The sequence below is a fragment of the Pseudoalteromonas sp. Ld20 genome (genome assembly GCF_045064175.1).
In the GTDB taxonomy this organism is placed as follows: Bacteria; Pseudomonadota; Gammaproteobacteria; order Enterobacterales; family Alteromonadaceae; genus Pseudoalteromonas; species Pseudoalteromonas neustonica.
Map to the genome: position 1 here is coordinate 117,248 of NZ_JBISHB010000041.1, position 21,873 is coordinate 139,120.

Genomic DNA, 21,873 nt, shown 5'->3' on the forward strand with positions numbered 1-21,873 from the left:
GCATAATGATTGCACTTAATACTTGAATTCAAGAACCTAAACCCCGAGCTAGTTCGGGGTTTAGTGTCCTCAATTAGCTCTTCAATCGTTTTGTCGGAATTGGCATACCACATACGTCAACATAATCTGGGGTTTCAACAAACCATTCTTCACTGCGATTTTGGCGCGCTTTAATAAGTGACTTAAAGGCATTCGAATCCGTTTTTAACACTTTAAATTGACTTGTATCGTGTTTTGCAATGTCAGCTAAAACGTGTATATCTGCAATTGGGTTAAAGAGTTCACCTTCTATTGGTGTTCGAGATAAACGATTAAAGTGTTCCATTCCTTCAATAACGCGTCCAAACACAGTAATGTTTCTATCTAAATAGCGCGGCCCATGACCGATAGTGACATAAAACTCTGTTCCACCACTGTTAATGTTGTTATCACGAGCCATCGCGAATACACCATTACAGTGCACTTGCCAAGTTTGTGTTTGAGCCTCATTTTGCGCAACAGCAAATCCTTTTAAAAAACCGGTTAGCGGCGCATAGCCATCGGTGATATCAAGTTCAGTTATGTTAAGTGCCGTTGCTGTAGTAAGGTAAAATTCTGCAGGGAGTGATTTGCTTGCATTTTTTATTGCTTTTTTACCACTTGCATCACCACCTTGCGCAACAAAGCCTTCTACAAAACGATAAACACTTAGCCCTTTATAAAATCCATCACGCACAAGTTGCTTTATATTCTCAGCATGTTTAGGAGCAAGTAAGGGGTTGAGCTCGATATATGCAGATCCCGTTGGTAACGTGATTTTTAGTATATTGTCAGCATCAACTATTCGCCACTCTTGTGCGCTGGCGCTGTTTATAACACTACTCGCTGTTGGCTGCGCAGCTGTTTTCGCAACACTGGTTTGACTTAGTATTAGTGCAACTGCAGCTAAGCATGATTTTTTCAACATATCCCACAACTTATTTTATTTTTTGTGGTGCTACATTATTTGGTTAACGCTTTTTTATCAAGCCAAAAATGTGGTTGGTGAATTGGTGCACTTAGCGGGAGTAAAGGATTTGCAAGTTCAATAATTCGGCGGTTTTTCAGATCTGCCAGTTCGATAGTTTTAGCAAAATAACGATTAAATAACTCATCAAAGGATCCATCGGCAATCGCTGCTAATAAGCCCGATTTAATTTGCTCATATAAAATGGCATCTTTATTCGCAACAAAAAAGTAAAGCGCTGATGGGTAACGTATTGCTATATATTTGTCATGAACAATATCATCACCATAATTTTGTGCTAAATCAAAAATATCATAAGGTAATGCGTCGATTCGCCTCGCTTTTAGCATTTCAATAGGATCTGCACCTTGACCATAAATTTGCGTGTGTAACTCGTTATTAATAAAAATTGCGGTATCTGGCCAGTCTTCTCTCAAACCAAATAGAAAAGTTCGTAATTGCCCTGAGTGAGTTACATTAGCAAATAATTCTTTATCTTTAATATTAACTAAAGGGATACGATAACCAAGTAACCCTTTATCTATCGGGATTAAAATTGCCTTTGCTTGCTTTTCCCACGTTGAACTTGTTGCGCCCCAAAATACGTCGATACCATTTTTTTCACCTAATAAACGTATTGCACGTGTTTGTGTAGGAATACTACCGATCTCTTCAGGTAACATCTTTATTTCTGACTTGCCCAATGCTAGCTTTAATAATTCAATCGGATACGGATGGCTTCCCGCAGAAAAGCGCACTGTTTGCTCAGTATTCGATCTAACATTAAATGTAAATAGTAAGCATACTAGTACCAGCTTTAGCATCGCGCCTTTTTACTCCCAGTCAAACTTATAAAGAATATCAACGTTCTGGTTTATATTGCTCGTAATTTCAATATATAACTGTGACATTAGTTGATAACGCATTGCAACCTCACTTAATGAGTCAAAAATCCCAACACTGTATTTAACTTTAATATCGGGTGCTAAATACCCCGATATTTCAACTTTAGTGTTATCTCCACTGCCTTTTGAGCTTAAGCTAACATCAGAAAAACCAAAACGTTCACCAACTTTAGATACAACCCCTTCGCTTCGGCTTACACCTTGTGAAAGCAAAAGTTGAGCTAACATTGCATCTGATGAGCTGTTGCCTTCATCCAATGGCTGACCATTTAGTAGATACGCTAATGATTGCGCTTGATCCATTGCAGGTTCCGAGAAAACCTTTAAAGAAGGATGCTCTACATTCCCTGTTAACGTCACACCTGCGATTACGCCATTAGCTGTGTTTTCAGGATGACGTATTGCCTTAATATTAAGATAAGGCTTTTCAATCGAACCGCTAAAACCAATTTGCCCTGTTCGAATGATCAAATCTTGGCCAAATGATCGATAAGTGCCTTGGCGTAAGTTCAACTCACCCGTTGCTATCATTGGCGTTTGTTGATTTAAACTAATTGCTAAGTCCCCTTCTATTTTTGATTCTAGGCCAAATGAATCAATCCGCACATCATTTTCAACAATCAACTTCAAGTTTATATCATAATTGAAGGGCACAACATCGGCTTGCTCAACTTGCTTATCTACAATTATTTCATCATCACTAACTTGCACAGCCCCTTCGGGTAACTCTTCGATCTTTATACGCCCATAGGGTACAACAACTTGACCTGCTAGTTTAAAAGTATCATCTGCCAAGCTAATTTTTAAATCCGGCGATACTTTAAATAACACACCTTGCTGCGCGCGGACATAAAATTGCTTGCCTAATACACTTAAATTAACCGCTGGTTTTTCTCCTTGCCAATCAATATCACCCGTTAAATCTAGTGAGCCGCCATCACCATCCTTTAATTTTCCTTTTAACACAGCAGTCGTTTTATCAAATGCTATATTTACATTTGAATCAACTAACGAAACAGGTAGCTGTTCCCCCTGTAAATTAACCCCAGTTACATCAAGCTCTCCACTTAATAACGGTGAGTTTGTCGTCCCAGCGATTGCAACTTGACCACTAATAGCACCTTTTAACTGTTCAAGCGTCCCAATAAGTGGCTGTAAATCAGTGAGTAAGACTTTATCGATATCTAACGTTCCCGACATATTTTGCGCGTCTGTTAAATCGGTTACCTGTAAGTCTGCATTAATGTTGCCAATCACACTTGAGTTTAAACGTGCATTAAACTGCGCAGTCTGTGCATCCGCAATTGCGTTTATGGTGAATGTCTCTAGCGGTAGACGATAACGGTTTTCTTCATTGATCAATGTAGTTACTAAATCATGAGAATTGATCGTGGCTGTTAAGGCGCTTAATTCACGCCCTTGCCAGTTAGCGTTAATATGACCATTCAAGTCACCTTGTGTAATTACATTCTCTGGTAATAAATATTTGATCTGTGATAAATCAAAGTTAACCAACTTCGCACTTAGTTTACCTTGTTGATTTTTTTGATTTAACTCATCAATACATAATTTACTATTTTCACTTTGCCAACAGTGCTGCTTTACTAAAAAATCACCATTGTCGGTATTAATATTAATTGCAATAGCAGGTTTAGCACGAAAGCGTAGAACATTATCGGTTAATAGCACATCCTTTAAATTACCCTGCCACTCTTTATTTATGAATTTTCCAGCAAGTTCAAACTGCGCCTTCCCTTGCAAAGCATCTAGATCAAGTTGGAGTTGGTGGTCAGTTTTATCACCCGCGGCATTTATCGCTAAGGTTTGAATTTTATGCCCCAACACATTGGCGTTTTCAACCTTTAAACTTGCATTAGTTTGCCAATCAGCAGCGTAATTAAAATCTGTTTTTAAAACTAACTGCTCTATTGCTATGTCTGAAAAATTTAAATCACGCATTGCAATGTTTAAATTAACAATCGGTTCTAAACGCTCTCCAGCGATCACTAAGCTACCATCGCCCCCCCCTGTGATTGGTAATTTATCTGGGATCGTATTATTTAAGTGAAGTTTCCCTTTAATATTCCACCGCTTTGTCACATCGCCACTTAAGGCCAGTGTGTTTTCGCCGCTAGAGAGTTCAAACTTATTGATTCGGGCATGGAGTGAGTTATTTATGTCAAAGTCAGATGCAAAGGTAAATGCCATATCATTCAAGGTGCCAGTGAGCTGTGTATCATTCATCACCAACTGCCAGTTTTCTTGCTCTATATTAAATGCCCCTTTTAATTGCCCTGATACATCACTCGTGAGCGTATCAGTAAGATACTGTGCCTTTAAGTTTTTAAGATAGCCAGTAAACTGTCCTTTAATGCCGTCGTTCCAGCTTGCTGATGCAGTCATGGTTGCTTTACTATCATTTGCAAGCAGGGCTAAATCATCAACTTTGATATGGGTTAGCCCCCCTTTTAAAACTGACTTGATTTGTACTTTTGGATAGGCGGCCAATTGGCTTTGTGCAATTAAATTAATAGCGTAGTCATCAGCGTTACCCTTACCAGATAATTGCACATCATTAATCTTTAACGTGTTATGTTCCACATCAAGCAGCCATTGTTGGATACTTGCATTGATTGAAAATGGAAAGTTCTCCGTTTTTAAATCAGCTTCAAGCTGTGCGTTCAATGGGTATTCACCCTGAGTTTGTATATCCAGTGCTAAACTATGCAAATCGCCAGATACATCCAATGCAATATGGTGTGCGGGATGATCTAGGCTAATTGTAGCCGTTATAGGTGTCTTTTCGGTTAATGTTGCATTTAACTGACTCGCGAGTTGCCACTGTAAATAATCAGCACTTAAAGACGTTAATTCAATACGTGGACCATCAATTGAAAATGCTCCATTAATATTATTAATATCATGACTGCTTTGTTCTTGAACAATATTGACATTGCTTACATCAAACCGCTCAACGACCATATTCAACGCTGAAGTAAAGTGAATATCCGGCAGTGCTGCAAGTGCAACTAAAGGTTCGCTGGGTGTTGGCTCCACTGATTTTAATATAACCTTTACTTTCGCCACACTAAGGTTATTTAACACAACAGTTGATTGTGCCGCCGAAGCTGCCAATATAAAGTTATTAACCGTTACATCAGCACTTGGGTGTTTTAATGTAAATGTAGGAACAGCTATTCTCTTCACGTAAATATCAATGGGTAGCTCAATGGTGTTGCTTTGCTCGAGCTGCACGTCTTCTGAGATTTTTGGTAATGGCTCTGTACTTGCGGCTAAAGAAACATTGATAGTTTGCGCGCTGATATTTTCAATGCATAACCCCTCACAACGCCACCAGTATAAATCCAGTTTTAGTTGCTTGGCTGTGAAATCTATACTTTCATTTTTAAATTTAACATCGAATGGGTCATTGTATAAAAATCGACCTTTTTTAATATCTATCTTTAATCCATCCACCATGTTGTTTGCACTATATGCAATTAACTGGTTACCTGGCGCGGTAAAAAGCAAACAAAAAACCACTGCAACAAGAGTGCATAAAAGAGCGGTTAAGACGGCTGTAACTTTTTTCGTAATTGACATTAAATTTCTGGCCCTATAGTAATACTTAAACGCGTACTTTTACTTTCTTTCGTAAGTCCCCATGCGTGGTCAATTCGAATTGGCCCTACTGGCGTTAAATAACGAAAACCAAATCCAGCCCCCACTTCTACCCGATCAGAAAAGTCATTCGTAGCTGTACCGCTATCAACAAATAAGGCTACACGCCAGTTTTGTGCAAATTGATAATTATATTCCACGGTGCTTGAGAGTAAGTACTTGGCGCCAATCAAGCGCCCTTCTTCATCTTCTGGTGATATTGATTGATATGAAAAACCACGTACGCTTTGATCGCCACCAGCAAAAAAACGTAACGACAAGGGTACATTATTAATATCATCCACAAGCATTGCCCCTACATTTGCCCGTAAATATACAAGGTGTTTGTTAAGGTAAGTACGTAACCATGCAGTTTGAAATTGCACCCTAGCGATATTCGTTGTAGACAACACATCCTCAAGCGCAAACTCTGCTGATACCAGCCATTGCTCACCCCAATAAGGTGTTGTTCCACCTTTTGTCTCTTTTTTTGCGTAACTAATACCCGGCATAAACATTTTTGAGTTTTGTTGCTGTTCGTCACCAATTCGGTAAGTTTCATGATCTCGACGAAGAAATACTGTACGTACCCAATCATCCTCTGTTAGCCACTGCCTTTGTAATTGACCAGTCAAAATCCTACTGTAGATGTCTTCAGTCACTTCATCTTCTAATTTATAGCCCGCAGAAAAACGCCAAAGATCATCATTAGGATCATCAACCGGCACCGTATAACTAAAAGATATGTCTTGCTGTTTTGCTGAAAGGTTTAAATTGCTCTCTAAAAAATGGCCATCGTCAGTGATCCATGGTTTTGACCATTTAAACCGAACTTTAGGCCCAAAATCCGTATTAAAGCCACCACCAATTTCATAACTATTCGCTGGTTTGTGTAACACATCCACATTAATTGGCACTTGGTTATTTGCACGGTTAGCAATATCAGCATAAACCCGGACACTGGTAAAATATGGCGTACTTGAAAGGGCTAAGTTATAATCTGCAACCTTGGTTGCTTTATAGCTGCCCCCTTGAGAAAATTTTGCAAGTGAACGAATGTATTTTTCTGCAGGCGTGTTTTTTGTAATTATCAGATCGCCAAATTGATAACGCTCACCGGTATCGATTGTTAGCACGACGTCAGCACTATTACTTTTTAACGAGATAGCGAGTTTATGCGCTTGCCATTTCATATCAAAATAACCAAGTTCGAGAAGTTGTGCTTCTAGAGTTTTACGCGCAGTATCGTAATCGCTATGATTTAAAATATCGCCTTGTTTTATTTTTATACTTTCAATCGTACTTGCAAGTAAGCGGTCTGTTCTACCCGCTCCATTTATTGTGATATTAACATTACTTATACGAGTAACAGGGCCACGCTCAATAGTTGCAATGAGTTTTTGTGACCCGTGGTCAAAGTTTAATTTAACCGCAGGCTTATAGTACCCAAGCGCTCTTAGGCTTCGCTCAACTTGTTTTTTTGCATGGTTAAGCAGCGCACGATTAGCCTTTTCGCCCTCTAACTGCTTTAAATAAAGCGCTACATTATTCTTAAGATCACCATTGATCCCATTTATTTCATAATCATTAACGACTAATGAAGCCGCAAAAATATGTGTAGTTATACAAAAACAAACAATAAAAACAATGCGTGTTACGATCCGAATCGGCAAGTAATACCCCTACTTAAAAACAATCAACCATCAAGGTTGAAATAGTAACATATCGATATGCTTGGGCGCAGTAACTCAAATGTGAAAATTAGTACGCTAAAGCGCTTAATTTTAGTTACAATGGCACTAACTAATTTGAATTATTTTTACTGGGTTTTTAAATGCACTTTCCTGATGATGACAATGGCCAACTTTTAACAGAAATAGCGGCTGCTGGTATTGATTTAGCACGCATGCACAAAATTGATTTTTATATTTTATTTGAACAAAAGAGCGATGCTGAAACATTCGCCACAGCCATAGCTGAAGATGAGCTCGCCCCTGCAACCGAATTAGTACAGTGTGAAGACACGGGTATTTGGGAAGTAATTACACAAGTTGAAATGGTGCCAGATCACACTCTACTAGGCCAAACAGAGCAGTATTTAGAAAGTATCGCCAATGGCTATAAAGGTTATGGGGATGGTTGGGGATTAATGGATGGTAATGATTAGTACGTTAGTATAATTACGAATAACCCCCTCCAAGTGTAAACTTAGATCGGTCATAAAATCAGTTAAGTGAATTAACGACTTAACTGATTCGCTTTTCTAAAGCTGCCTTGATAATCAAACAATTTATCTGCGACTTTCCAGCCATATTTTTTACTTTTTCGGGCAATCACAAAATCGGGCGCTACCAATAATGTTTCATTTTCGATGACTTGTTCGGCCAGTTTATAATCAACCGGTGTTTGCCCATTATTAGTACGTTTACCAAATTGCTTATTAAAAATGTAGCGCGCCCCCGGTTTTGAAAAATCATATATTTCATCGCAACTTGCACCATCTTCGTCAAAGTAAGTTAGCTTAATAATCTGCGTATGGTTTACCAAAGTAGATACGCTTAAGCCACTGCAACGCAGTACTAGCGCATCTTTTAAGTTCAGTGCTGCTCGCAGCTTGTCATCAGGATCTGCCATTATAGCATGGCAAGAATGGCATTCTCTGGCAGCAATATCATTTTGTGTTCCACAGTTGTCGCATTCCTTAAAACGAAACCGATAATCGCATTGCTCTTTATAGCCATGTTCATCTTCAAGCAAGCCTTTACAGCGACGACCAAAATGTTCAATGACTTTTCCTGCGCCGTCTATTTTGCCCCAAAAAATATTAGCAAACCCACACCCAGGACAAAGTACCTGCACAGGCTCATTATCACTATTACCTTTTTTACTGCCAACTTCAGGATGAAAAAGATCAAAGCCATTACCCGCATAATCAATAACTAAGCAATCACTTTTCCCTGATGATAAACGCAGCCCCCTCCCAACTATTTGCTGATAAAGGCTAACCGATTCAGTGGGCCTTAAAATAGCAATAAAGTCAACGTGGGGGGCATCAAAACCAGTAGTAAGCACTGACACATTCACTAAAAATTTCAATTGTCTTTGCTTAAATTTTGCAATTATTTTATCTCGCTCACTATGACCGGTATCTCCCGTGATCAGTGCACAGCTTTGTCCATGTAAATAACCAACAACTTCTTGCGCATGGCGAACCGTCGCAGCAAAAATCATGACACCTTCACGGTTTTCACTGTGCTTTACTATATCTTCACAGATCGTTTGTGTAGCGCGAGTATTCGCTTGCAATAATTGATTTAAATCTTGCTGACTATATTGACCAAATGCATTGCTCGATAACGACGAAAAATCATAATGACTGATTGCCGCATCAAGCTCTTTCGGTGGTGTTAAAAATTGGTGTTTAATCATGTAACGAAGCGGCAATTCAAAAATGCACTCTTTAAATGGACTCTCAGCATTCCCTCGCACAAAACCATGGTAATGACGATGATACACCCACCCGATCCCCAAGCGATAAGGAGTCGCGGTTAAGCCTAATATTTTTAACTTTGCATTATGACGTTTTAACGCATCAATTACTTTAGCATATTGGCTTTTATCATCACCACTGACTCGGTGACATTCATCAATAATTACTAATGAATAATGTTCATTGAGTTGATTTAAATTACGAGAAAGCGATTGAATACTTGCAAAAGTAACTTGCTCAGATAAGGATTTTTGTTTTAACCCAGCAGAAAAAACACTCGCTGCTAGGCCAAAGCTTTCATACTTTTGCGCATTCTGTTCAACGAGTTCTTTTACATGCGCTAATACGAGTATTTTCTGTTTAGCAATACGAGCAAGCTCGGCAATGACTAAACTTTTGCCTGCACCAGTGGGGAGAACAATTAAAGCAGGAGAATCTGTCTTTCTAAAAAAGGCAACAGTACGTGCAACAGCCTCTTGTTGGTAAGGCCTTAATACATAACTCATTTAATGACTGCAACTAATGAATAAGAAAGAAAACTAATATGGGAGGCACTCGGCCTCCCAAAACATTAAGCTAGGTGTTTGGTTAAATCAACATCTTGAAATGCTTTAGGACGCTTACCTCTACCGGTCCACTCAACTATTTTACCTTCATGTTCAATACGGTACTTCGGTAATACTTTGGTACGCTTATCGCCAACGATATCTTGCAAATCCTCAAGAGTTAAACCTTTTTCTTTTAACAGGTCTAGTACGTCTTGTTTTGCTTGTTGTTGCTCAGTATGTTTTGCTATTGCAGCACCTAGTAATGCTTGTGCTTTTTCTAGCTCAATAAGGCTAGCTGATTTAATAAATGCTTTAACTTCTTTCATTTTTTACTCACTAAATTGTTAAGTTATAAAATTAGATAGATGATTCAATTAAATTATAAGCTTATTTTATATATTAGGCCAAGATGAACCCAGTATTTAATCCACTTTGTCTAACCAACTAGCAACCATGTTATTTAATATCGTTAATTCACTTATTAATGTTACAGATTTATTGTTTTTAGTAATACCTTCTTCAGCTAGCTGTATTTCACATGCCTTTATCTTACTCGCAAGTGTTTTTATTTTAACCATCACTATTGAGCCTTTTATTCGATGGAGTACTTTTTCATATTGTTTGGCATCGTTTATCGCACACGCATGGTTTAAATCAATGAGATCCTTTTTCAACGTATCATGGAAAACATGTGCCATCGCAAGTGCATCTTGCTTATTGCCAAATACCGTTACCCAGTGCGACAATGAAACCTCGTCACTGAGAGAGTCTTTAAGCTGTTCCTCACGGCTGTTTAATAATACGTATGGTGGTAGATATTCAACAAGCGTTTCGTACAGTTGAGCTAGTGAATAGGGCTTAAATATCACACAGTCCATTCCACCTGTAAGCGCTTTATTAATTATCTCTTTTGAATCATCTGCGGTCATCCCAATTACTGGAATACACTTCACTGCAACGTCGCGGTGCTGTCTAATTTTTGAGGTTAATTGAAAGCCATCTAAAATCGGCATATTGCAATCAGTGATTACCATTTGGAATGGTTTAGTATTTAGTAATTCAAACGCGGTCTTTCCGTTATCTGCAAGTGTTACTTTTAAACCAAAACTTTCGAACTGTTTTTGTATTAATAACTGATTAACTTGATTATCCTCTGCAACTAAAATATTGCCACTGAGTTTTCGTGGAAGATCTTTTTTATTCTTTTTCTGTATACCCTGAGCAAGCATTTTAAATGCTTCTTTAAGTGTCACTACATTGATTGATTCATAAGATATTTTAATTAAATTATTTTGCAAATGATAAATATCATCTTTATTTTTAGTAATTACAATTATTCGACCAGAAAATTCAGCTAATTTCCTTACTTTATCACAGCCTAAATAAACATCTAAATCATCTTCACAGACTATAATAAATACCGGCTTTTTAAATTCGTCTTTAAAGTCTTTTATATTTCGTTGTTGATAACTAACCTGGCACATATCTAGTAAATTAATTAATTTTTCATCATCTAAAAATACATGCCATAGGTCACCTTTTTCATCAATAGCTTTATTTTCATTCAGATTTACATTGTTTTTCCGTTGTAATTTTTCTGTGATATCAAATAGTATTGCATGCCATGAAGCCCCTTCATCTTCAGGTAGTGACTGAGGGTTTACAATTGCAATAAAACGGCATCGACGGATTTCATTCTTAGATTTATAACGAAACTGGCAATCGATATTTTCTCCCTTGCTCGCGCCTTCTTTAAACGCTTTAGCAATTGTTACACGGTCTTGATCAACAACCGAAGGTGAAATGCACCCAACAACACCTCGATGATTAATATAGTCGTCAGCGAGCCCTAATATTTTTTGGGCTCCTAGAGAAAGATAAGTAAACCTCCCCTCTGCGTTATTAAAGTATTCAAGTTGACAAAATCCACCAGGTATATTTTCAACTAGTTGAGGTAAATACTGATGAATGAGATCATTTTGAGTAAACGCTTCTTCAACTTCAGAAACCTGTGTTATTAAGGTCATCACTCCTGTTACACCTCCCTCTAAATCAAGGTATGGTTGCTTTACATAAAATATATTTACCAACTTACTATTATTATCAATAAGCTGAATGTTATATTCGCGGCAAACTTGAGAGTGTAATACCTCATTATTCTGTGTAATAAAAACATCAGCAATTAAAGAGTTAGTATTATAAGCTCGATTATTTTCATCCCACTGCTTACTAAATGTATTCTCAAAAGACTCATTCCACATTAAACGTTGATGATATTTATCTTCAACAACTATCATCAGCGGCATATCATCTATCATTTTTTGCGTATTATTGAACTGATTTAATTGCTTATGGTCTTCATGTTGACTGCTAGATAGAAGTTTTCTCACCGTTATTTTTTTAACTATAAGGTAAGTGGTCACAGCGGTGGTCAATATTAGTAAAAAACTAAAAATCATTAAAGTCACTTATATTATAAAAGAAGTCGTAATTGAAATACCTTTAACAATCCTAGCACTCAAATCTTATTTAAATGAAATAATAATTTATTTAGATATACATAATTGAGATCATAAAGGCGTTCAGTCATGTATTTCTTTGTAATTACAGACAATTATCTAAACACCAGTGTCTTCAAGATTAAGAACTGTGGACTCATCACACTTTATATTAGTTAAGCTGTTTAAGGTTACTTAATGCATAAGTTTTTCCTTTGAGATTATTCGTGTTTAATTGAATCTCAAGTGAATATCCTTATATTTCTCGCTAACACCTCCGCATGTGCTTTATAATTTTTTATAATGAGGTACGCGTCAGTTGCAAGGGGGTAAACTCAGCTGAAGCACTTTTTATGAGCTTATTAATAAAACCCACTAGGGTTTTTAACGTAGTTTGAACTCACCCCTTAATTCAACAGTACTTAAGACGCTTAGCAATATCGGCTATTCTATTAAATATAGCGATAAACTAAAAACGCATTCTATTTTTTACAACGTTAGTATTTTTGGATAAAGAAAATCTAGTTTCATCAATAAATAGTTGTAACTTGCTAGGTTAACTTAGGATAGTAAAATTTATTACGCCTAATATAATATGTAAAAAAGATAAATGTATCTAATGTTATTTTTCTTGCTAAGAAAATACTTACCAACTTAAATCAACAAAAAAAGGGGGGGAGTAATTATAAAGCTATGAATAAATTAATGTTATTACTTAACTTGAAGTGTCAAAAATAAATGGATATTAATAAAAAGGTTTGCTTGCTTTAATTAAAAAGCAAGCAAACCATTATATAATTAAACTTTAGTATCTAAAAATATTAGAAGTTAAAGTTAAAGCCTGCATAAGCTACACGGCCTTGAATGCTATATACATCAGCACTGAATTTTGACTGTGTGATTGGATCTTGGAACTCAGGTGTTTCGTCTGTTAGGTTACGAACACCTACAGAAACTTTAAGATCATCGCTAACATTGTAAGCATATGATAGATCTAGTTCTGTATGTGAATCTACATAAGTCGCAACATTATCAGTATCGCTAGCATCAGGATCTACAGTGTAACACTTACAATCTGCATTATACTCAGAGTCATTTAGCTGTGAGTCAATATATTTTGCAACTAATGTTACGTTATGATCTGAGATATTATAACCAAATGTTGCAGTCCAACGATCTTGAGGACGGTCTCTTAAACCAATCAGGTCTACTAGGTTATTTGCATCGCCATTATATGGTGACAAGTACTCAAAAATGTGGCTATAAGCTAATTTAGCTGAGAATGTACCTAAATCAGTTTCAAAACGACTATTGATATTAAAATCAAGACCTGTCTGTTTTGTTTGGCCATCATTTACATAGCTGACGAAGAAACGTTCTGGTGAACCTGACGCATTAAACTCTACGCCATTTGGTGCCGGTGGAACATTTCCGTCTTCAATATCATCTAAGATTCTATAACGATCGTAAGATGTTACTTCATTCTCAAGTTTAATACTGTAGTAATCAAGTGTGAATGAAACGCCATCAGTAATTTCACCAATCAAACCAATATTGAATGTTTCTGATTCTTCTGCTTCAAGGTCTTTATTACCAATTGAATTTTGTTCAATTTGAGACCAACCTTCACCTTCAACATAAGTCCATGGGAAACCTTGACTCTTTGTGAATAATGCGCCAAATGTCGGTGCAGCAAAACCTTTGCCCCAGCTAGAACGTACAGCCCAACCTTCCATGAAGTCATACTTCACACCGATTTGAGGTGACACTTTTGAACCGAAATCAGAGTAACTATCATAACGTGCAGCTAAAGTAATATCTAAATTATCAAGCACAGGTAATGAAGCTTCAACAGCTACTGCTCTACTTATTCTATCACCGATAGTTGAACCACCAGCCGAACCAATAACCGCATTAGCATCACTTAGAGGATCAACTGTGCGCTTAAAGTTTGTGCTCATAAATTCACCATGAATATATAAGCCTAAATCACCACCAGGTAATTCAGCTAAGCTATCGAAACCAACACCAGCAAACGCGCTTGTGTAGTCTGATTTATTATCAATGATGATTGTATGCTGCATTAAAGCAATTGAAGTCGGGTCTGTTAAAGTACCTTCTTTAGCAAATTGCTCTGCAAAAATCTTGTTAACATAGCCAGAACCATGTTGGTTAATACGGTTAAGGTTACGTTGGAAACCTGTAGTCCAGTTACCCCAATCGGTAATACCGTCGAGACCAATTTTAAAGTCAATCATTAACTCTTCTGTACGGCCATCGCGATTACCGTTATCAGCAAAACGCCAATTAGCTTTTGCAGCAGTAACTTCATCACCTGCGGCTAGTTGGATACTATCTGCAGCAAGATCTGTACCTGTTACATTAAATGAACCAGCGGCTGGAGCAAAACGTCCAAATGATGCTTTACGTGTCGCTAATGATGAAATTGAAAGTTCAATATCATCCGTTAGGCTATAACGACCAAATGTATATAGATTGGTACGTTCAAGTTTAGATGTTTGTGCTGAAAATTTAGTATGATCGAATGGACATACTGTAGAGTCAGGATATCTCTCACCACCATGTGGCATTACACCAACAAAACGGTCATCACATAAGCTAACGCCTGCAAGTTGTGCCGGGCGGTATTCTGTACGGAATTCTCCAGCAGCATTCTTAACAGTGTACTCAATATTACGAGCACTCATACTTACGCCAGTCGAGTCTTCAAAGTTATCAGCGATGTTAGCTGATAAATAATCTCTGTCACGAGTATAGATGATGTCTTTAACATCATGCTCTAAGCTCATGATGATATTACCTTTCTCGTTTGATGTACCGAATGTGAAAGATACAGACTCTTGATCGCCACCTTCATTTGAAGGTCTTTGAGCCTGAGCAGTTACATTAAAACCTTCAAAGTCTTTACGAAGAATGATGTTGATAACACCACCTACCGCGTCAGAACCATATATAGCTGATGCACCATCAGTTACTAGATCCATACGCTCAATCGCAGCAAATGGAATTGTATTCAAATCAACTGTCGAGCCAGATGAACCAGGTGATGGAGCTAGACGCTTACCATCAACAAGCACTAAAGTACGACCTGAACCCATGCCGCGTAATGAAACAGTTGCAGTACCCTGAGCACCACTACCAAAACCTGAAGATTCTGAGAAAGAACCGAATGAGTTGAAATTTGTGTCTCTTAATACATCTGCAACAGATAACTCACCTGATGCATCAATATCACTGCGAGAGATAGAAAATACAGGACTTGTACCTTCAAGATCAGTACGCTTGATACGTGAGCCAGTAACTTGAATACGTTCAACTTTTTCTACACTTTCATCTTCAGCTGCAAACGAACTTGCAGAAAATGCCGCTGTTGAAGCAGCACCAAAAGCGATCGCAATACGAACTGCCTTTGAAACTTTACTATTTAACATTTGATTCTCCCTGGTCATATTTTTCATATGATTATTAGTATAAAATTCAAACAAAAAAGGAACTTATTACTATTTATAATATCTAAGTACCGAAATTGCTGAAAGAGATACTAATATCAGGGACAGTGTATGGTCAACTGTTATTTAACTTTAAAATCAAAAAATTTACAGTAAAAAAACAAAAGCGGACAATACACGATTATTGCAACGTATTGCTTACACCCTTTTTATTGATATAAATTATGAGTTCCTGTTAACGAAAGCAACATATACGGGGGGAAATAAAAAACAATAAAAAACAATAAAAAACAATAAAAATCAATGACTAAATTGACTTTATAAATTTGAGATCATATTATTTTAAGCTATGTATAAAAGGTCTAATGGTAATCCATAGGTTAGATCTTAATTAGATCTTAAAAAGAATTGAAGTTGTACTCTATTAATTGCCAAATAGTTACACCTGTTACCCTTGGTTAGATAATATTCTCAATTGCATAGAATAAACACGATGCAATCATAAGGTACACCAAGCGGCAAGCGGCAAGCGGCAAGCGATAGAAAAATAATGATATTTGTCGTTTTAAAATAAGAAGGAGTTCTGATTGACTAATCCGAACTCTAATAAATAGAAACACAGATGCGTAGTACAGCACCCTTGAAATAGTGTGGAGTTTATAGTTGTTTCCTTGCATGAGCTTTTCTATATATTTCTTTTGCATGTACTCCAATCCAGTTATAGTTTTTACTTAATTATTTTGACTCAATAAAAAAGCCACTCAACAGTGGCTTTTAGTATTTTAGTATTTTAGTATTTTAGTATTTTAGTATTTTAGTATTTTAGTATTTTAAAATATTAAAACTTTATAGTTGCTCGTAGGTATACGAAGCGGTCCATATTTACATCATACTCAGTAACTGAGAAGTTGTTAGTAGAAATAGCAATATCGTTATTGCTATATTCTGGTGATGGCTCTTTAGCAAATAAATTTTCAATACCTAATGATAATTTGGTATTGTAAGCATCTAATGCGTAACCAACAGAAACATCATGTATGAAGTAAGAACCAATTTCAGCGGCCATACCTGGGTAGTTTTCTGCTCCATATAATACATCGTAATTGTTTTGTAAACGATCTACATAACGAGTTTGCCAATGAGCATCAAAGTCTCCCATCGACCAATCAACTGCAAATGTGCCTTTATATTCAGGAAAACCAGCATTACCAAATTGAATTCCAACTTGATCATCACCATCAAATTCATTTGTCATCACATACGACAAATCTAGAGACGTTTTAAAGCTACCAAATTCAGTATCAAATTTGTATGCCGTGTAAAAATCAATACCTTCAACGTTATAATCACCTGAATTTTGTAAGAAGTTACGTAAGTCAACAACATTACCGTTCGAATCACGATCTATATAATCACAAGACTTAGCGTTATCACCCGTTGAGCATTCATTTAAAAGTCTTGATGCACCATAACGTCCGATTGAATTTGTAACTTCAATATCATAGTAATCAATTGTGAATTCTAAACCATCGATATAACTTGGATTATATACAACGCCAAATGTTTTTGACTCAGATTCCTCTGGTTTAAGATCTGGTGACGATACATTTGTAATACGAATTTGTGTATTTGCTTGAGCATATCCATCTGGAACGCCAGCACAACCAGGTAGAGCTGGTACTTTACCCTCTACAGAATTACATGGATCTGTTAATGATGGATATGAATCAGCATTACCTGCATATAAGTTTGAAATCGATGGTGCTCTATAACCTTCAGCCCATGTACCACGTAATAAAATATCGTCAATTGGGCGGTATTCTACACCTACTTTAGCTGTAGAATTACTACCGTATGCACTGTGGTCTGAAAAACGGATTGCTGGTGAAATAGTTAACCCTTCAAGCACAGGTATTGAAAGCTCAATATAAGCTTCATCTAATCGGAAGCCTCCACCAGTAGCATCTCGCTGGTTGCCTGATGATTCACCACTTTGTGTTAATGGATCTGGAGTATCGTAACCGCTTTCCTCACGACGCTCTAGACCAATAGCCATGCCAACCACACCTGCTGGTAACTCAAATGCATCGCCTGCGAAGTTTACGGTATAATCTTTTAGTTCTAGACCTTGACGAGATACACTATCGAAGGTTACATAATCGACCATTTCAGGTGTTATAGACCCTAAACCACCAAATAAGTTAAGTGGCACGCATGATGTAGACACATTACAGTTATCTCCAAGCGCCTGGTTGATACGTGTTAAATTAAGTAAACCTGTGGTCAAAACATCTTGGCTATTTTTACCATAAATGTATGACGCATCCCACACCCAAGATGTATCACCAACACTGCCTTCTAAACCAACCATTGCACGGTATGTTGTATCATTTTGTCTATAAATACGATTACCAGCTTCTACAAATCGACGTTGCCCAGCATAAGGTACATATCCGTCAACGCCTGAACGTGCAGAATCACCGTATAAAGTTTCACCGAAAGGGTTATAGATGTTATTTTTATGAATATCAACGCGGCTTGCAGCAGCACCAAAAGATGCACCAATAGTAAGAGGCATAGCAGCTAATAACTGAGTTGATTCACGGTTCGTCATCATAAAGTCAGAAACAACCCTAACATCATCAGATAAATCATAAAATGCTTGGACATACATACTATTACGTACTTGTGGGGTTGATAGATAGTTTTCAGGTGCGTAGTTGTATACATCACCATCGCGATCTCTAAATGAACCAATACCTACAGTTGAACCTGCTCCATTAGGAACCAAGTCAAATCCAGCATTAGACTTTCCAGCATTATTCTCGGTATATCCCTGTGCTAGTAAGTCATCTCTAAGCGAGGAAGATATCGCACTTGAGGTTAAACGAAGGCGACCTTTATCTGTTGTTGAACTATTACCTTTCGAAGAAATATCACGGTCACCAGCCCAAATTTCAGCTTGAGTCACGTGACTAACATTCATCATTAATCCACCTTTATCAGAGGTGGTGCCAATAGTTAAATCAGCTGAATATTGACGACCATCATTATATTTTAAGTTTTCGCCACCATAAACTGAAAGCTCTACACCATCAAAATCTTTTCGTGTGATAATATTTACAACGCCTGCAATTGCATCAGAACCATAGATTGCTGAAGCTCCATCTTTTACAACTTCAATACGCTCAATTGAAGCAGCAGGAATAGTATTCAAATCAACTGTTGAACCTAAAGATGAAACCCAGCGCTTACCGTTTACTAAAACTAGTAGGCGTTGAGCACCAAGGTTACGTAAATCCATATTAGTAGCACCATTACCGCCGTTGTTAAAAGCAGTGTTTAATGCAGCACCCGCAGCTGGAATTTGCTGTAAAATATTACCAATACTAATCTGACCACTTGCAGCAATATCTGAGCGATCAAGTACAAGTACAGGGCTAGCGCTTTCTAAATCTGTTCTTTTGATACGTGAACCTGTTACCTGAATACGTTCAACTTTTTCTGCACCTTCTTCAGCAGCAATTGAGCTTGCAGAAAACACAGCTGTTGATGCAGCACCAAAAGCAATCGCTAAGCGAACAGCTTTTGAAATTTTATTATTTAACATTTGATTCTCCCTGGGACCACTATCTTGTGGTTATTTTTGTTTCGTTTTTGTGAACTATCGAAACATTTAGGTTTCGAACACACAAAGATACTAAACAAAAAAACGAATACTGCCAACATCTGTTTACTTTTATTTAAACTAAATTGTAAATAAACACCAAATAATAAACAAAAACGGGACAAATAATGTTGTTTTAGGGACTATAAACAAACCGACTCAAACCAAATGTTCTTATTTTGTTACCGTAAAAGATACACTATCCCTACATTTGGTATTATATACCGAGGTTTAATTGCGCTTTTTTTAAACTAATAAAGTCTTGGTTGAGGGGAGTTAATATCATTTGAGCAATTGGTTTGATCTGTTTTTCTACGTAAATTGCATAATCAAACTTATGGTCAACGAGATATAATTGAGCACCTGACGTTGTATATACATATTCAACTATTTGACCTTTACTTATCTCAAACTCTGGGTGAGTTGCTTGGTGCTTTTTAACGGCTTGTACTTGGGGAGGGATGTTTTTTTGGTAATCAGCCAAATGCTGACCGAGTTTTTTCCTGTATACGAGTTTATCGTCAAATTCTCCGGCATATAACCGGCTAATGTAGCTTTCAATAATAGGGTGTAACATTGCAACGTTAAAAGTGTCGCTGAATAACGTTTCAAAAAGCTCAGTTTGGAACTCATGTGCTAATTGTGTCCAATCACTGCGCACGGTTTCCATACCTTTAAACACCAGCTTTTTTTCGTAGCCTGTTTGTACTTGACCAACATAGCGTTTTTTTGAACCGGTGGTTTTACCACGTATGGTTGGCATAAAAAATGGGCTATAAAGTGTTTCAAACTCTATTTCCAAATAACTTTGCGTAGCAAAGCGTTGTTTTATAGTATGTTGCCACTTTTCATTAATTGTTATAGCGAGTTGCTTGCCGATTGCTTTACAACCCTGTGGATCAAGTTCATCGGGTAAACTCACAAACGTTGAATCCGTATCACCATAAATAACCGTGTAACCAAGCTCTTTAATCCATTGCCTGGTAGTTTGCATAATTTCATGACCGCGCAAAGTAATAGAGCTGGATAAGCGTGGATCATAAAACCGGCAACCTTTGGAGCCTAGCACACCGTATAAACTGTTCATGATAATTTTAATCGCTTGTGACAGCATGGGTTGATCTGTGTTTTTTGCGTGTTGCCTTGAGGATGCTAACTTTTTAATTAGGTTTGGCAAATGGTGTTCTGTGCGAGAAAATAACGCCTCCTCAAACCCCGCGATTGCGTTATCAGGCTCATCTAAACCACGAATTAACCCCAGAGGGTCAATACAGAAGGTTTGCATAATAGATGGATACAGACTTTTAAAATCAAGCACAATCACATTTTTATAAAGCCCAGGGATTGATTCCATTACAAACCCGCCAGGGCTTTCAAACGATAAGCCATGATCACCTAAGTTCGGTGCAACGTACCCACTGCGATGTAATAAAGGTAAATATAAATTAGTAAAAGCCGCCACAGAGCCGCCCATTCGCTCCAATTCAAGCCCTGTTAGTTGCGTACGTACAATAGCAAATTCAATAAGCTTTAACTTTTCAAAAATACGATTAACGAGCACGCAGTCTTGTCGGTTATAGGCTGCGAGTGAGAGTTTATCTTCATTGTATTGACGAATAATTTCACTCAGGCGGTTATCGCTTTGAATTAATTTTTTTTCGCCCAGTATTTTGTGGCTTACATTTGCTAACGAAAAACTATCAAAATGGTAGGTGGCATTTTTTAAAGTATCAATACCATCTATAACGCAGCGACCGGGCAAGGTTAAGCGGGTAAAATGCCCTTTTCTGATCTGTAGTTGTCCATTACCTCGACCAAACAACAATTTAACACCAAGAGCATCCGCGCGCCTATTGAGTACATTAAAATCAAACTCAATGACATTCCAGCCAATAATAATATCAGGGTCAACTTGCTGTATCAGGCTTTTTAACTGATTTAATAAATCGATTTCATCATGGCACCAACAAATTGTTTGTTCACTGTGTTGTGGCTCGCCAACCATAATCACGCAATCAATGCCCTGACCCACTAAGCCAACTGAAAACAATACACCTTCACCACTGCATTCAATATCCAGTGACAGCGTTTTAAACTGTGGAGTATAAGAATCAGCTGCTTTTAGTTGTGCGTTATCAATTTGAATAAAACCGGCTTGCTGAGTCACATCTCCGGTAACCCATACTCCACCACGAATAAAACGTTCCATTAAAAAGCGATCGCTGTGGCGCACATCGCCTTCATATACTGTGATGTGTTCATCTAAAGTGTGGCTTTCAAACAGCTGTTTTGCTTCATATAGCGCGTGTGAGCTTGAAAAATAACAGGCTATGCATTCTTCACCACTGAAATGTTTGATGGAAACATCTTTAAACTCGGCGCTTATATTTTGTTTTAATAGCAAGTGCTGTGCTAAAGCGTGTTGCTTTCTAGGAATAAAAAATACAGCGTGTTGATTTGGTACTAACACTTTTATCGGTCCGTAATCAGAGCTTAGCCAATAGCACAGTGTGATCCCGCAATGGCGACTATATTTGTCTGCAGCATATTGCTGCCTTGAAAGTATAAAGCCTTGATAGATTGCTTGTGTCAATGTTCGATCCCAATTAATATACAGCACTGTAATTATATACATACTTTAGGTTATTCC

Annotated in this window: 11 protein-coding genes; 1 reads left to right on the plus strand and 10 read right to left on the minus strand. The window is 37.5% G+C overall.

All coding sequences use genetic code 11. The features are described 5' to 3' along the window. Positions 1-73: 73 nt before the first annotated feature. From ACJJVX_RS16240 to ACJJVX_RS16255, 4 genes are read right to left on the minus strand one after another with little or no spacing between them, the layout of a single operon-like run. Positions 74-946 (minus strand): peptidylprolyl isomerase, encoded by an 873-nt coding sequence (locus tag ACJJVX_RS16240; RefSeq protein ID WP_405632412.1) that lies wholly within the window; start codon positions 944-946, stop codon positions 74-76. Between the two features lie 35 nt (positions 947-981). Next, positions 982-1,809 carry a transporter substrate-binding domain-containing protein gene (locus ACJJVX_RS16245; RefSeq protein WP_054205452.1) on the minus strand — a complete coding sequence of 276 codons (828 nt, stop codon included), beginning with the start codon at positions 1,807-1,809 and terminating at the stop codon, positions 982-984. Between the two features lie 9 nt (positions 1,810-1,818). After that, positions 1,819-5,493, minus strand: a complete 3,675-nt coding sequence (locus ACJJVX_RS16250; RefSeq protein ID WP_405632415.1) for a translocation/assembly module TamB domain-containing protein — start codon at positions 5,491-5,493, stop codon at positions 1,819-1,821. Continuing rightward, a complete protein-coding gene (locus ACJJVX_RS16255; RefSeq protein ID WP_082355655.1) occupies positions 5,493-7,223 on the minus strand; it encodes an autotransporter assembly complex family protein in 1,731 nt (576 codons plus the stop codon). Before ACJJVX_RS16255 ends, ACJJVX_RS16250 begins: the two co-directional genes overlap by 1 nt. A gap of 161 nt (positions 7,224-7,384) precedes the next feature. On the opposite strand from ACJJVX_RS16255, the gene ACJJVX_RS16260 reads away from it, so the two are divergent. Beyond that, positions 7,385-7,717 (plus strand): ribonuclease E inhibitor RraB, encoded by a 333-nt coding sequence (locus ACJJVX_RS16260; protein WP_054205454.1) that lies wholly within the window; start codon positions 7,385-7,387, stop codon positions 7,715-7,717. A 71-nt stretch (positions 7,718-7,788) separates the two neighbouring features. On the opposite strand, the gene ACJJVX_RS16265 is transcribed toward ACJJVX_RS16260, so the two are convergent. The 6 genes from ACJJVX_RS16265 to ACJJVX_RS16290 form a co-directional block, all read right to left on the minus strand. Then, positions 7,789-9,546, minus strand: coding sequence for a DEAD/DEAH box helicase (locus tag ACJJVX_RS16265; protein WP_054205455.1), 1,758 nt, complete (start codon positions 9,544-9,546; stop codon positions 7,789-7,791). 65 nt (positions 9,547-9,611) lie between these two features. Continuing rightward, positions 9,612-9,914, minus strand: coding sequence for an H-NS family nucleoid-associated regulatory protein (locus ACJJVX_RS16270; RefSeq protein ID WP_054205456.1), 303 nt, complete (start codon positions 9,912-9,914; stop codon positions 9,612-9,614). A gap of 96 nt (positions 9,915-10,010) precedes the next feature. Further along, entirely contained in the window at positions 10,011-12,047 is a 2,037-nt protein-coding gene (locus tag ACJJVX_RS16275; protein WP_054454196.1) for a response regulator, read from the minus strand. A gap of 860 nt (positions 12,048-12,907) precedes the next feature. Continuing rightward, positions 12,908-15,538, minus strand: coding sequence for a TonB-dependent siderophore receptor (locus ACJJVX_RS16280; protein WP_054205458.1), 2,631 nt, complete (start codon positions 15,536-15,538; stop codon positions 12,908-12,910). A gap of 856 nt (positions 15,539-16,394) precedes the next feature. Continuing rightward, positions 16,395-19,166, minus strand: coding sequence for a TonB-dependent siderophore receptor (locus ACJJVX_RS16285; RefSeq protein WP_054454194.1), 2,772 nt, complete (start codon positions 19,164-19,166; stop codon positions 16,395-16,397). Positions 19,167-19,440: 274 nt separating this feature from the next. After that, positions 19,441-21,858, minus strand: a complete 2,418-nt coding sequence (locus ACJJVX_RS16290; protein WP_405632422.1) for a DNA polymerase II — start codon at positions 21,856-21,858, stop codon at positions 19,441-19,443. Positions 21,859-21,873: the final 15 nt, after the last annotated feature.